This window comes from Novosphingobium mangrovi, assembly GCF_022818885.1.
GTDB lineage: Bacteria > Pseudomonadota > Alphaproteobacteria > Sphingomonadales > Sphingomonadaceae > Novosphingobium > Novosphingobium mangrovi.
This window is the reverse complement of the sequence record NZ_JALHAT010000026.1, coordinates 69,848-83,730: the sequence shown is the minus strand read 5'-3', so window position 1 is coordinate 83,730 and position 13,883 is coordinate 69,848. Positions and strand designations below refer to the sequence as shown.

At 65.5% G+C, this 13,883-nt stretch carries 11 protein-coding genes; 1 reads left to right on the top strand and 10 read right to left on the bottom strand.

All coding sequences use genetic code 11. The annotated features are described in order from the left end of the window. Positions 1–14: 14 nt before the first annotated feature. Genes MTR65_RS14055 through MTR65_RS14035 form a run of 5 tightly spaced genes read right to left on the bottom strand, consistent with a single transcriptional unit; the run spans position 15 to position 8,010 of the window. On the bottom strand, positions 15–1,124 hold the full coding sequence (locus MTR65_RS14055; RefSeq protein WP_243801240.1) for a glycosyltransferase: 1,110 nt from the start codon (positions 1,122–1,124) through the stop codon (positions 15–17). Between the two features lie 29 nt (positions 1,125–1,153). Next, complete coding sequence (locus MTR65_RS14050) at positions 1,154–3,391, bottom strand: GumC family protein (RefSeq protein ID WP_243801237.1); 2,238 nt, start codon at positions 3,389–3,391, stop codon at positions 1,154–1,156. 34 nt (positions 3,392–3,425) lie between these two features. Then, on the bottom strand, positions 3,426–4,802 hold the full coding sequence (locus MTR65_RS14045; RefSeq protein WP_243801235.1) for an outer membrane beta-barrel protein: 1,377 nt from the start codon (positions 4,800–4,802) through the stop codon (positions 3,426–3,428). A gap of 47 nt (positions 4,803–4,849) precedes the next feature. After that, entirely contained in the window at positions 4,850–6,211 is a 1,362-nt protein-coding gene (locus tag MTR65_RS14040; protein WP_243801233.1) for an HlyD family type I secretion periplasmic adaptor subunit, read from the bottom strand. Continuing rightward, positions 6,208–8,010, bottom strand: a complete 1,803-nt coding sequence (locus tag MTR65_RS14035; RefSeq protein ID WP_243801231.1) for a type I secretion system permease/ATPase — start codon at positions 8,008–8,010, stop codon at positions 6,208–6,210. The genes MTR65_RS14040 and MTR65_RS14035 overlap by 4 nt, the downstream gene beginning before the upstream one ends. A 215-nt stretch (positions 8,011–8,225) precedes the next feature. Between MTR65_RS14035 and MTR65_RS14030 the strand changes: the two genes are divergently transcribed. Continuing rightward, complete coding sequence (locus tag MTR65_RS14030; RefSeq protein WP_243801229.1) at positions 8,226–9,752, top strand: TolC family outer membrane protein; 1,527 nt, start codon at positions 8,226–8,228, stop codon at positions 9,750–9,752. 110 nt (positions 9,753–9,862) lie between these two features. On the opposite strand, the gene rplA is transcribed toward MTR65_RS14030, so the two are convergent. The 5 genes from rplA to MTR65_RS14005 form a co-directional block, all read right to left on the bottom strand. Then, positions 9,863–10,564, bottom strand: a complete 702-nt coding sequence (gene rplA, locus MTR65_RS14025; RefSeq protein ID WP_148625302.1) for a 50S ribosomal protein L1 — start codon at positions 10,562–10,564, stop codon at positions 9,863–9,865. A gap of 4 nt (positions 10,565–10,568) precedes the next feature. Then, complete coding sequence (rplK, locus tag MTR65_RS14020) at positions 10,569–11,000, bottom strand: 50S ribosomal protein L11 (RefSeq protein WP_243801226.1); 432 nt, start codon at positions 10,998–11,000, stop codon at positions 10,569–10,571. Positions 11,001–11,241: 241 nt separating this feature from the next. Then, the gene (gene nusG / locus MTR65_RS14015; protein WP_039392578.1) at positions 11,242–11,778 is read right to left on the bottom strand and encodes a transcription termination/antitermination protein NusG; all 537 of its coding nucleotides are present in this window, start codon (positions 11,776–11,778) and stop codon (positions 11,242–11,244) included. 34 nt (positions 11,779–11,812) lie between these two features. Continuing rightward, complete coding sequence (gene secE / locus MTR65_RS14010) at positions 11,813–12,007, bottom strand: preprotein translocase subunit SecE (RefSeq protein ID WP_039392576.1); 195 nt, start codon at positions 12,005–12,007, stop codon at positions 11,813–11,815. A 144-nt stretch (positions 12,008–12,151) separates the two neighbouring features. Then, positions 12,152–13,723, bottom strand: a complete 1,572-nt coding sequence (locus tag MTR65_RS14005) for a hypothetical protein (protein WP_243801224.1) — start codon at positions 13,721–13,723, stop codon at positions 12,152–12,154. Positions 13,724–13,883 lie beyond the last annotated feature (160 nt).

The following is a 13,883-nucleotide window of genomic DNA, read 5'->3' as shown; positions in this document are numbered from 1 at the left end:
TCCGTCCCCTTCCTCTATGTCATCGCCAGCGCAGACATTGGCGCGCGTGCGCGTAGCTTTTCCACCGCGGACAGGATGCCCGCATCGAATACCTCGGGAGCGAAGCGCTGTGCGTTCGCAACAGCTGCGGCCGGATCGAACTCGCGCTCCCACCGCTCGAACCGGCTGATGGCGTCGCACAGCGCCTCGACGCTCTGCTCGGGGAAGAACAGCCCGGTCTTTCCGTCCACGATCGAATCCGTGACCCCGCCCTGCCCGAAAGCAATCACCGGCCTGCCGCTGGCGTTCGCCTCCACAGGAACGATCCCGAAGTCCTCTTCCGGCGTGAAGACAAGCGCACGGCAGGTCGCGTAGGCCTCCTTCAGTTCCGAAAAGCTCAGGCGCCTGCGCACCTCCACATTGGGACCGGCGCGCCGCTCGATCTCTCGCACCATCTCTCCATCGCCCACCATGAGAGCGGGTACGCCCATCCGGTTGAAGGCCTCCAACGCGACATCAGCGCGCTTGTAGGGGGTCATCTGGCTGACCCAGAGGTAGCGGTTGCTGACCTGCGACGATGGCGCGAATTCCGATACGCTCACTGGAGGATGCACGACCTCGGCTTCGCGCCCCCAGACCTTGCCCACGCGCCGGGCGATGAAGCGGCTATTGGCCAGGATCGCGTCGACGCGCTGCGCCGAGCTGACGTCCCACTGGCGCAGGCGGTGGAACATCGCGGGCATCAGCACCCGGCTGAGCCGCCCCGCCGCCGACTTGTAGTCCTGATAATGATCCCAAAGGTACCGCATGGGCGAATGGCAGTAGCAAAGGTGCAGCGCATCATTGCGCGTGATGACACCCTTGGCCGGGCCGGATTCGCTGCTGATGACAAGGTCATAGGCACGCAGGTCGAGTTCCTCGAGCGCCATCGGCATGAGCGGCAGATACTTCTGGTAATGCTTGCGCGCGCCAGGCAGCCGTCCGATGAAGCTCTCCTCCACACGGGCCCCGCGCAAGGCCCCGGACATGCGCGCCGGATCGTAGACGTGGGTGAAGATATCGGCCTGCGGGAAGAGACGCAGGAGCCGCTCCAGCACGCGTTCGCCGCCCCGCATGCCCACCAGCCAGTAGTGAACGAGAGCCACGCGCCCTGAGAAAGCGGGCTGCGCGCCGCTCACCGGTAATACCCCGCATACTGCGTATAAAAGCTGGCCGCGTCGTCCCCTCCGAAACGCACCTGCTTTTCCATGTCGACCTTGTTGAGGACAACGCCCAGATTCTTGCGCGCCCGCGCAGGCAGAAGCCGCATCGCGGCCCTGACAACCCGGTCGGTGGTCTTGCGCCAGCCGACCACCAGCAAGGTCGCATCGGCACAGGCGATGATGTCCCGCGTCTCGGCGATCGGCAGGACCGGCGGGCAGTCGAGCAGAACCACGTCATAGTCCTCGCGCAGCCGCGCGACCATCCGGGCAAAGCGCCCCCGCTCCGTCAGCCGCTCCCCCTTCGCAAAGGCACGAGTGATCGGGACGATCCGCATTTCCGATTCCGGCTCTTCGTAGCACGGGATCGGACTGTCTTCTGCGGCCAGCGCCTCCATCAGACCCGGCTGTCCATTGTCGAAAGCGAACATACGGGTCAGCTGCATGCGGATCACGTCACAATCGACCACGACCACCTTCTCCCCCGCCGTCGCCAGCGAGCGGCCCAGGCACGCCGAAAGCGTGGACTTGCCTTCCCCCGGCACGGATGAGGCGAGAGCAATGACGCGGCCCGATCCTCCGGTCAGATAGCGCACCGAGACGATCACGTTGCGCAAGGCCTCGGAGAAAGCGCCATCCGGGAAGTCGCGCACGGTCTCGAGCGGCGAGCCGCTGTGCGGCTGGACGGTGGCAAAGGCCGGAATTGCGCCAAGGCCCGGCACGTTCAGGCGCTTCTCGACATCCTCCATGGTGGTGAAACCGCGGTAGGAAATCTCCGAGACGATCGCCAACAGTGCGCCTGCAAAGATGCCAGCCACCGCGCCCAGCGCCAGGTTGAGCGTCAGGTTGGGCGACACGGGCAGTCCAGGCACGTTGGCCGCCGAGATGAGGCGCGCGGCAGGGCGTTCGGTCCCACTGCCCGCAACCACCTTGTTGAGCTGCTCCAGATAGCTGCGATAGAGCGACTGGGCCGCATCGGCCTCCTTCTCGAGCCCCGCCAGTTCCACCAGCGCGGTGTTGTCCGCCCCGAGCTGCGCCCGCGTGCCATTGCGACTGGCGAGCAGGGACGAAAGGCGCTGCGCAGAAGCGCGAGCCTGGGTGGACAGGGCCTGCAGCGAGCGATTGACCTCCGCTGCGATCTGCGTTTCGAGATCCGAAATCTGACGACGCACCGTGACCAGTTCGGGATTTTCATCGAAGTAGCGCTGCGAAAGGTCGCGCTCACGCGTCACCAGTTGCGCGCGCTGGGCTCGCAGCGAGGCGACCACCGGGGAGGACGCTGCGGAGCCGACGTTGCCCGCTCCGCCGGCGGCCATCTGCGAGCGCGCGCTCTGCAGGGCGGCCGCGTCGCGCGCGGCCTCGGCACGGGCGCTGGCCACCTGCTGGTTGTACGTGGAAATTTCCTGCTCCGTCAGTCCGGTCGCCGAGGACGAGATCAGGCCATTGGCCACCCGGTAGGCCTGGACCTTGGCAAAGGCGGCATTCGCCGTTTCGCTCAGTTCCGCGACCTTTTCGCGCAGGGTTTCCGCCGCTTCAGCGCTGCCCCGTGCTCGTTCCTGCAGGTCATCAAGCGTGTAGAGCCGCGCATAGGTATTGACGATCTGCGCCGTGCGCGCCGCGTCCACGTCGGAAAATTCGATGCGCAGGTTGAAGGAATTGCCCACCCGGATGACATGTATGCGCTTGATCAGATAGGTGACCGCCCGCTCACGCAGGGTCGCCGCGTCGACCTCCTGGCTCGCGCCTTGCCTGTCCGAGAGCCCTACTGTGCCAAGGAGGTTGTCCAGCATCGAGCGTGGTTCCAGCACGTCGGCCCGAAAGGATGCGTCCTCCTCCAATCCGGTCGCTTCGAGGACCTGACCCGCCATATCGCGCGAGCGGATCAACTGGATTTGTGTTTCCACATCCTCAGCCCGGGTCGGCCCTTCCCGGGCCTCTCCTTCGTCCTCGGGAGCAATCTGGGTGTCGCCGGTAATCATGACGACGTCCGCGCTCGCCGAATATATGCGGGACTGCGCCGAGGTGAAGACGAGAGCCAGCATGACGCACAGGGCCAGAGTGAGTACCACGACCTCCCGGCGCCGCATGAGCATGGCGAAAAGGAAGCGTACCGAGATGGCGTCCTCGCCATCCTCCTCGCGGTAAGTCCCGGTATCCCGGGCGAGAAGCTGCGGCGGTCGGCCTTGCGGCTCGTAGAGGGCGGGCAGGTTCAAGCGACAGGCTCCCTGGCTGGTGTGTTCCATGCGGTCATGGGGTGATGGTCAGACCCAGGCCCGCGCCGAATGCGGTGAAGGCGTTGACGAGCGGCGCTCCGGACACATGCTGGTCACGCCAGTAGACCTGCCCGGCAAGTGCGACGTGCCGGTTGATGCGATATTGGATCTGCACATCAGCGCGTACACGGCGAGCCCGCGTGGAGACGTCGCGGTAGTTGTCCCGAGCGACTTCCCCTGCGAGCGACAGGCGCAAGCGCCGCGTCGGATCGTAGAACACGGTTGCGGTGAGCGTATCTTCCAGAATGCCCGCCACATCCCTGTTGCCGCTGTTGCGGAAACGGCGTTCAGCGCGCAGCTGCAAGGTCAGCAAGGGGGTGGCGTACCACTCCCCCTCAAGCTTGAAGCCAACTCCCTGAAAATCCCGGAAGTCAGGATTGTCGTAGTCGCGCACCTGGTATCCCGCGGACGCCTCCACCGAAACCAGAGGCGCGATCTCGCCCTTGATCCCTGCGGTGATGGCCCCGCCACGCGAATCGCGCGCCTGGTTGGGCGCGGCGCGGAACGAATGGCGTGTATCCCCCCGCGCCTGGACAAACGCGGAAAGAAATCCCGAAAGATCGTACGCAATCCGCAAATCGGCCGACAGTGCCCGCGTATCGCGGAAGGACTGGTCCCGAGTATCGCCTTCACGCAAATCCAGATCATTGTAAGACACACGGCGAACGCCCGCCCCACCGGACACCCGCAAGCGGCCAAGGTCGAACTGCAGAGCCGCCTCCCCGCCAAGACGGTGGTAACTCACCGGTTCACGCGCATTGGTCGCGGCGCCCGAGGAACTGCGTGGTTCAATCTGCCGGGTAGCTTCCAGTGTCACGCCAAATTGCACATTGGGGCCGAGAGCAAAGCGGCCATTACCGCGCGCGCCGTACGCGTCGCTGTTCTCCGTCCCCGTCCGAGCGAAGCGGCGCAAGCGACCGGACAGCACCACATTCACGCGATGCCGCGGATCGTCGAGCGCGACATCGAGGCGAGGAGCCACGACCAGCGCCGCGTCACGGCGCGCGTCGGGTTCGTTGAAGACGTTGCCATCGTAGCCCCCAATGGCCGAGATTCTGGGTTCGAGCCGGAACGGGCCGACCTGGAGCGGCGTAGTCTCGAACCCGGGCTCAATCCGGTTGCCCGCAACCCCTGGTCGGTCCAGCGAGGGTGTGCCATCGAGCGCCCATCCCGCCCCCAGGCTCTGCGCATGAAGCCCTACCGGCATGGCGACGCCCCCCATCGCAAGGCTCGCACTTCCAATCCACCATCCCCAGCGCCCCGCGACGGCGTGGCCCACCACTCCCGATGCACCGGGGCGCCAGGTACCGTCGATCCGTTTGCTGCTGGCGGGACATGCCGTCATGGCCATCGACCTTTCGGTTTCAACCTAAGAAGAATGTCCTTGAGGTATCGCACCTACTCGCGCAGCGCCCGCCGGAGTTGATCCGAAAGCGGCCTAATAATGTAGTGCAGGATCGTACGCTCTTCGGTCTGCACGAAGACTTCGACCGGCATACCCACAGAAATACGGGCCTTCTCAAGCTTGTCGAACTCTGCATCCGAAATGGTGATAGTGACCGGATAGTACGTAGCACCGGTCACTCGATCCAGAGAACTGTCGGCGGCGATATGCGTCACCTTGCCCTCAAGTTCGGGGGTCGTGCGCATATTGAGCGCCGAGAAGCGAACATGGGCCACGCCCCCCGACAGGACCTGATCTATATCCATGGGCCGCACCTGCGCGCGTACAACCAGACGATCGGCTTCGGGGACGATCTCCATCAGGGGCTCGCCCGCCGGAACCACACTCCCCAGGGTTCGCACGGCGAGCTTGTCGACCAGTCCATCCTGCGGAGCACGGATCACCGTCCGCTCGGCCCGGTCGCGCGCTTCCGCCGTCTCCCTCCGACGCTGCGCGATGGCGGCCTCAACCTGGGCCAACTCCAGCGCCGCCTCGCTTCGCGCACGGCTGGAGAGGCCCGCCATCTGCACCCGCAATTCGCCAACCCGCGCGCGGGCTTGCACCAGGCCGGCGCCGGCCCCTTCACGCTCGGAACGTACACCGACAGCCGAGCGCTCGAGGGCGTTGAGGCGGTCAAGCGTGGTCAGGCGATCCGCGTAGAGTGCGCGCATCTGCTCCAGTTCCTGCCGGATCAATTGCTCCTGCTCGCCCAGCGCGCCCAACTGGCTGCGATAGCTGTCGGCATCCGCGCGGGTCTGGACCACGCGCGCGCGCAGCTGCCCCAACTGGTCGGCGCGGGCGCGTCGCTCCAGCTCGAAGCTGAGCCGTTCGTCCTCCATTGCTCGGGCCACCCCCGGTTCGCTTGCACGTGCCTGCAGTTCCTCGGGAAAATCGATGCTCCGCGCGCCCGCCTCTATCGCCCGCAAGCGCGCGGCCCGCGCGACCAGCTGATCAAGCTCCAATCCTGCGTAAGTGGCGAAAGCCCCAGTAACACTGTCATCCAGCCGGACCAGGGGCTGCCCCTTGCGCACCGCGTCGCCATCCTCGACCAGAATTTCGGAGGCCACGCCGCCATAGGGATGCGAGATCTCTTTCACGTGGGTTTCCACCGTCACCGTGCCCGGCGCGATGACCGCACCTGCCATGGGGAGCAAGGCCACGAGCCCGAGTCCACCCACCACCAGCGCGCCGACCGTCCCCAGCCCCAGGCGGGACAGCCGCGTCAGGCGTCGCTCCCCCCTCGCCTCTGGCGCACGCACGAGAGGTTCGCCGCCGTGCAGCGGAACGGGATCGAGCATGGAGGAATGAACGTTCACTGGTCGAGCTCCTCTTCCATACGCACCGTGCGCAGCGCATGCGCAGCCTCCCCGTCCATGGCATTGCCTCCTGCCCTCTTGCTGTCCTTGGCCGTGCTCGAAGCGTCCTTGCTCGCGCGCATGCGCGTCTCGAACTCCGCGCGGGTTTCAAAGCGTTCGACGCGTCCGCCGTTCATCACCATGATGTGGCTCACCTGCGAAACGATGGCGGGGCGGTGCGCGATCACGATGGCAATGCCGCCGCGCGCGCGCAGCGCCGCAATGGCGTGGGCCAGCGCGGCCTCACCTTCGTGGTCGAGATTGCTGTTGGGCTCATCCATGACCACGAGGAAGGGATCGCCATAGAGCGCGCGGGCCAGCGCAATGCGCTGCTGCTGCCCGGCCGAGAGACCTCCTCCGCCCGGGCCGATCCGTCCGCCATAGCCCCCTTCGAGGCGCACGATCAGTTCGTGGCAGTCCGCCGCGCGGGCCGCCGCCAGAATCTTGTCCCGGTCCGCATCGGGCCGAAAACGCGCGATATTCTCGGCAATCGTGCCCTCGAACAGCTCGATCTTCTGGGGCACGTAGCCCATGAACTGCGCGATCTGGGACGCCGACCATTGATCCAGCGTCGCCCCATCAAGCCGCACCGCACCGCGCAGCGGGCTCCAGACCCCGCACAGCACACGCGCCAACGTAGTCTTGCCCGACCCGCTGCGCCCGACCACCGCCAGCGCGTCCCCGGCCTTCAGGGAGAAGCGTACCTCGGCAAGGGTCACCCGCTTGAGCCCCGGAGGTCCCGCGGTCAGCCCCTGTACGCGCAAAGCCTCGCGCGGGGGCTCTAGCCCCAGCGGTTCGGCTTGCGCGGGAACGGCTTCCATCAGCTCGCGCATGCGCCCCAACGCCTGGCCACAGGCCACCATTGATTTCCAATGGGCAATCACCTGCTCCACCGGAGCCAGTGCCCGCGAGGACAGGATCGAGCTGGCGATAATGATGCCGCCTGTCGCCTGCCCTTCGATCACGAGATAGGCGCCGAGCGCCAGAGTGGCAGACTGGAGGAACATGCGGAACGCCTTGGTCGCCCCCGACAGCGTGCTGGCGCGCGCGGAGAAAGCTTCGTTCGCGCGCAGATATGCGGCCTCGGCCTCGGTCCACTCATCCCGGCGAGACGGCGCCATTCCCAGAGCTTTCAGCGTCTCGGCGTTGCGCAAGGTGGCCTCGGCCAGGGCCGAGCGCCGCGCACCCGCTTTCATCGTCTCCAGCGCCAGCGGGCCAGTGGAGCGGTTGTTGGCCACCATCAGCGTGACCAGCACGCCCACCCCCACCAGCGCAAGCAGCCCCAGGCTCCAGTGGAACACGCTAAGGACGGCGAGATAGACGAGGATCCAGGGCAGATCGACAAGCGCGAGAGGGCCCGGCCCCGACAGGAACCCCCGCACGGTATCGGCATCGCGAACCACCTGGGTCCCGTTGGGCAGGCTGCCACGGGAAAGCTCGAAGCGGGCGAGAATGTCGAGCACGCGCCCGCTGGTCTCCTCCAGAAAGCGCGATCCGACATGAACCATGATCCGCCCCCGCACGACATCAAGCACGGCCTGGAACACGTAGGCGAGGAGCACGAGCGCAAGCAGGCTGAACAGCGAGGGAAGCGAGCGACTGGGCAGGACATCGTCGTAGACCAGCAGCATGAAGAACGAACCCGAAAGCAGCAGGACATTGTAGACACTGCTGATGACCAGCACGACCGGAGCCACGCGGCCAAGTCCCCTGAGGGCGTCACGCAGGTCCTGCGAAAGGCGTCCGAACGGATTCAGCATGGCGAACCTCCGCACAAGTATTCCGCACGCAGGTGGCGTTTCCCGCCCCCAATAGGGCCGCCCCAATCCAGTCGATTCATAGTTGCGTCCTGTCTGGAACTATCTCGCGCTGCATTAGAACAGCCCACAACGTACACCGACACCGCGAACACCTCTGTTCCGGATTGAATAGGGGCCCGCTCGAATTCCCAGCCGTCCGACAAAGGGGATCTGCCTTGCTCCTTCGCTTGCCCTTGCGCCGCGTACCCGCCCTTTCGCTGCCATGCCTGCTGGCCGTCTCGCTCCCGCTGACCGCGCCCCAGAGCCGTGCCGAAACGCTCGCCGAAGCGCTTGCCTCGGCCTACGCGGGCAATCCGCAATTGCAGGGGAACCGCGATCTTGTCGCGGCCAGCGATGAACTCGTGGTGCAGGCACGCGCGGCCTATGGCCCCAGCCTCAGCCTCTCTGCGCAGCACACCTTCACGGCAGCGCGCACCCGCGGCACCGCACTGCCCGCCGAGGACCAGGGATTTGCATCCAGTGTGGAGCTATCGCTGAACCAACCGCTCTTCACATCCGGGCGCCTGGCCGCAGGAATAGATGCGGCCGAAGCGACCCGCCTGTCCGCGCGTGAGGCGCTGCGCGGGCAGACCCAGCAACTCCTGCTCGACGTCGTATCCGCCTATGTCGGCGTGCGCCGTGACACCCAACTCTATGCCATTGCGGTCGAAAACTACGAACTGCTGCGTGGCCAGAACGATGTCATCGCCGCGCGCTACGCCCTGCGCGACTCCACCCGGCCCGATCTGGAGCAGACCGCCAACCGACTCGAACTCGCCGCCGGACGCGTCATCGAAGCGCGCGCAACGGTCGAGGCCAGCGCGGCACGTTACCGCCACCTCGTCGGGCATTATCCCCAGGACCTGGCGTCCCCACCACCGCTGCCCGGCCTCTCCACACTGGAAACGCTTTACGTGACCGCAGAGAGGTACAACCCCAACCTGACCGCCGCCACACTGACAGCCGAAGCCTCGCGGGCGCAGGTGCGCGCCGCCCGGGCCCAGATGCGCCCCCAGGTCAGCGCCTTCTCCGCCCTCTCGCGCTCACCACTCTCCCCCTATCAGAACACCGTGCGGGAGGAGGCGGTAAGTGCCGGCGTACGGCTGACGCTCCAGCTCTATTCCGGCGGGCTGCAATCCTCTGCGCTGCGCCAGGCCATCGCGGCGAACCTCGCCGACCAGCAGTTCGTGGAGGAAGCCCGCCGAACCATGCGCGAGACACTCGCCGCCAACTGGAGCCGCCTTCAGGCCGCCGAGGCGTCCCTTCCACGCTACCGCGCTGCCGTACAGGCGGGCGAACGCGCCGTGGACGGCGTCTCACGCCAGGAGACTGCGGGCATCCGCACCTTGCGCGACGTGCTCCAGGTCACCAACGATCTGCTCAACGCGCGCACGGCTGCGGCCCAGACCGAAGCGGAAATCTACCTGCGCCAAGCCGCCCTTCTGCGCGATGCCGGGATCCTCTCGATCGCCGCACTGACCGACCGCACGCCTTACGATCCGGACACGCGCGTCCCCGGAATCGCGCGCTACGCGGGCCATCCGGTCCGCATCGTGATGGAGCCCATCGACCGCCTCCTCCAGCCTCGGGCCGGACGCGAAGCGCCCGTCGTGCGCGAGAACGCTACCCGCTTCGAGTGGAGCGAGACTTTGCCCAACCCACTCGCACCGCCTGCGCTGCGGGACGAGGAAGACATGCCCTAGGCCGCACACGCGAAAACGGCCGACAAGGACAATCCTTGCCGGCCGTTTTCGTGTTCAGAACGGGGGAGCCTTAACGAAAAGGCTCACACGATCTTGTGCAAGTAGTGCGCTCAGGCGCCCTGAACCTGCGCGGTGTCGATCTTGAGGCCGGGGCCCATCGACGAGGACAGCGCGATCTTCTGAACGTACTTGCCCTTGGCGCCCGAGGGCTTCGCCTTGACGATCGCATCGACGAACGCGGCGAAGTTCTTCTGGATGTCTTCATCCGAGAACGACATCTTGCCGATGCCCGCGTGGATGATGCCCTGCTTCTCGACGCGGAACTCGATCTGGCCGCCCTTGGCGTCCTTCACAGCCTGCGTCACGTTCGGGGTGACGGTGCCCAGCTTCGGGTTCGGCATGAGGCCCTTGGGGCCCAGCAGCTTACCGAGACGGCCGACGACGCCCATCATGTCCGGGGTGGCGATGACGCGGTCGTAGTCGAGGTTGCCGGCCTGCATGTCTTCCATGAGGTCTTCCGCACCAACCTTGTCGGCGCCAGCGGCGAGAGCTTCGTCCGCCTTGTCGCCCTTGGCGAACACGGCGACCTTGACGGTCTTGCCGGTGCCGGCCGGGAGCGAAACCATGCCACGGACCATCTGGTCAGCGTGACGCGGATCGACGCCCAGGTTCATCGCGACTTCGATGGTCTCGTCGAACTTGGTGGTCTTGAGGTCACGCAGGGTCTGGAGCGCTTCGCCAACGGCGTAGAGCTTCATGTTGTCGCCCAGCTTTTCGGTCAGCGACTTCTGCTTCTTCGTAATCTTGGCCATCAGATCAGCCCTCCGTCACTTCGAGACCCATCGCGCGGGCCGAGCCTTCGATGATGCGGGTCGCCGCGTCCATGTCGTTGGCGTTGAGATCCTTCATCTTCATCTCGGCGATCTCGGTCAGCTTCGAGCGCGCGATCTTTCCGGCCGAAACCTTGCCGGGCTCCTTCGAGCCGGACTTGAGGTTGGCAGCCTTCTTGATGAGGAAGGTGGCAGGCGGCGTCTTGGTGACGAACGTGAAGCTGCGGTCGGCGTACACGGTGATGATGGTCGGGATCGGCATGCCCTTTTCCATCTCCTGCGTGGCGGCATTGAACGCCTTGCAGAATTCCATGATGTTCACGCCGCGCTGACCCAGCGCCGGACCGATCGGCGGCGAGGGGTTCGCTGCGCCCGCGGGCACCTGCAGCTTGATGTAACCTTCAATTTTCTTGGCCACGATGGCCTCCTTTCACACTGTCGGGCCCCCACCGGAAGCCCTCATGTTTAGCGGTGTGACGAGGGAGGAGGCATCTGCGCCTGCAGGGACCTTCGCCCTCTCCCGCCGGGAATCGCACCGGCAAAAAGCCGGTCCGAAGGGCGCGCCGTTACACCACAACGCACCAAATGAAAAGGGGCGCTGTGCAGCGCCCCTCTCCTCGCCTTCCCCGCCGCGCAGTGCAGCATGGGAAATGCGCAGATTACTTGCTAAGCTCGACGTGCTCGAAGTCGAGTTCGACGGGCGTCGCGCGGCCGAAGATCGAGACTGAGACCTTGACGCGGCTCTTGTCGAAATCGAGTTCCTCGACGATGCCGTTGAAGCTCGCGAAGGGGCCTTCCAGCACCTTGACCGAATCACCGATCTCGTAATCGACGCTGACCTGCTTGCGCGGCTCGGCAGCGGCGGCTTCGGCGGCGCCGAAATAGCGCGAAGCCTCGGTTTCACTGATCGCCTGCGGCTTGCCGTTGACGCCCAGGAAGCCCGAGACCTTGGGCGTGTTCTTGACGAGGTGGTAGACATCGTCGTTCAGGCCCAGCTTGGCGAGCACGTAGCCCGGCATGGTCTTGCGCTCGACCTGGACCTTCTTGCCGCGCTTGACCTCGGTCACCGTCTCGGACGGGACCTGGATGTCCTCGACAAGCTGCGAGAGGCCCATGCGTTCGGCCTCGGCGATGATGGCTTCCTTCACCTTGTTCTCGAAGCCGGAATAGGCGTGGATGATGTACCAGCGGGCCATGATTCTCTCTTTTGGGTCTACAGGTTCTAAGCGATCACAGGAGCGACAGCAGCGAGCTGACGACCCAGCCGAAAAGCGCGTCCACGCCCAGGAAGAACGTCGCAAGCAGCACCGTCATGATGCCGACGAAAATCGCGGTCGTCACCGTTTCCTGGCGCGAGGGCCAGTGGATCTTGCGCGTTTCTGCCTGAACCTGGCGCATGAATTCGCCGGGATTGATCTTGGCCATGTCCGTAACGCTCTCGTGTCTCTTGCCTAGTTTGCGCGAACGCAAATGAAGATAGGTTCCGTGTCTTCCGGCTAGGGCTCATCGCCGTCCCGGCCAAGGCCGGGAGGGGCGGTAAAGGATCCTCATGTCGGAAGAGATGTTGACTTAGCTTCCGTTCGCCGGATTTGCAAGGTCCACGGCGTCGGGCAGGCGCGCAAGGAACGAATTCTCGGTCTCATAGACGATGTGCGCGCCATCGGGCAGCGCGACGGGCTGCGAATTTCCGATGTACCACAGGTAGTCGGCGTGATTGGCCGGACGGAACTTCCTGAGGTCGATGCGCTGGTAGGACGAGTAGAGAATGCGGTGCGACGGGTCGGCAAAGCGGTAACCCTCCTCACGCATCGAAAGCATGTGCACGTCGGGCAGCGCGAAGTTGGAATTCTCCATCGCGCTGCGCCGCACGACGGCATAGCTGCCGAAATGCTCGAAGGGCCCGAAGAACCACTGGCGGCGCGGGATAGCCACGGCCGTGGCGACCCTGGCGCCCTCGGGCACGTAGTCGAGCGCCTTGATCAGGGTGCGCGCGGTCTGCGCATCACGGTACCAGACCACCGACGTCAGGCCCGTACGCGCGACAAAGAGCAGCGAACACGCCGTCAAGAACCAGACCGGCGCCTTCGCGCGGAAGTCGACCGCCATCAGGAGGATCATGAGCGCCGCGGTGCTCAGGCGATAATCGGCATAATCGCCGCCGAAGATCTGGCGCGGCACGGCCATGGTGAGGCCGAACATGATCAGCGCCGCCCAACCCAGACGCCCGTCGATCCGCTTCACCACCAGAGCCGCCAAGGCCACCAGCAGGACTGCGACCAAGGTCGCGATGTCAAAGACATAGTCGTAGCTGCGCAGCGCCTTGTAGAGGATGCCCCACTTGTATTCGAGCACGCCCCAGCGCCCGTAGGACACCTTGGAGTTGGCCCCCATTCCCGCCAGCATCGGCAGGAGCGGAAAGATCAGCGGCCAGGGGGCAAGGAACGGGCGCCAGTCCCGCCAGCTCCCGCGCCGGGTCCATTCGTAGCCGAAGACCATCACGCCCAGGATCCCCCAGCCCGACACGTGGCTGAGCCAGACCACGAAGCCCAGCGGGATCATCACCACCCGTCGCCAGGCCGAGCCTTCCATCTTCACCCAGAGCGCGAACGTGAACAGCGCCAGGGCCAGCGAAAGCGAATAATTGAGAAAGCCCATGAGCAGCGAGGGCGACCAGATCGTCACCATGGCCAGGATCGGACCGATGCCGACTCGGCGCCGCAGCACCCAGGACACCGCGACAATGCCCAGCCCTGTCAGCGCAGGGATGGCCGCGACGATGATGCGCCCGGCCAGTTCCACCCCGAAGAGCGGCGCCAGCGGCACCATCAGGAGCTCCACCCCCAGGTTCCCGGTCCACTCCCAGTGGAACAGGAAATACCAGGTCAGGAAGGGATTGCTGCCGTGCTCGAGCATGATCTTGTACCCCGCCAGATGCGAGGGGTAGTCGGTCATCTGCGGCGTCCAGGCAACGAGAGCGGGCATCGCGGCAAAGAGAGCCAGCGCGATCCCCACCCAGAAAACGAGGTCATAGCGGGCGCGGGGCGCGCTTTCCTGCGTGGATGCAGGCGCATCCCCCGCGCCGGACGCGGGCATCACCGGCTCCGCCTTGGGCGAAACGTCCATCTGCGACTTGTCCGTCATATGCGAATGCTGGCCTCACTCCACGCTGCGATGGCAGGACACTGCCACACCCTCGCCCCGAATTTTGCGGTCGGGTTCCCATAATTCAGCGCGCGCAATTGGCAAGGGCGCGCACGTGGTGTGGCCACTTGCCGCCCCTGGATGGGGTGGCGTTTTTCGA

Bases quoted from the DNA above. Each gene is read 5' to 3' on its own strand.
- MTR65_RS14045 (WP_243801235.1), bottom strand. From the start codon at position 4,802: ATGGCCATGACGGCATGTCCCGCCAGCAGCAAACGGATCGACGGTACC.
- MTR65_RS14035 (WP_243801231.1), bottom strand. From the start codon at position 8,010: ATGCTGAATCCGTTCGGACGCCTTTCGCAGGACCTGCGTGACGCCCTC.
- rplA (WP_148625302.1), bottom strand. From the start codon at position 10,564: ATGGCCAAGATTACGAAGAAGCAGAAGTCGCTGACCGAAAAGCTGGGC.
- nusG (WP_039392578.1), bottom strand. From the start codon at position 11,778: ATGGCCCGCTGGTACATCATCCACGCCTATTCCGGCTTCGAGAACAAG.
- secE (WP_039392576.1), bottom strand. From the start codon at position 12,007: ATGGCCAAGATCAATCCCGGCGAATTCATGCGCCAGGTTCAGGCAGAA.
- MTR65_RS14005 (WP_243801224.1), bottom strand. From the start codon at position 13,723: ATGACGGACAAGTCGCAGATGGACGTTTCGCCCAAGGCGGAGCCGGTG.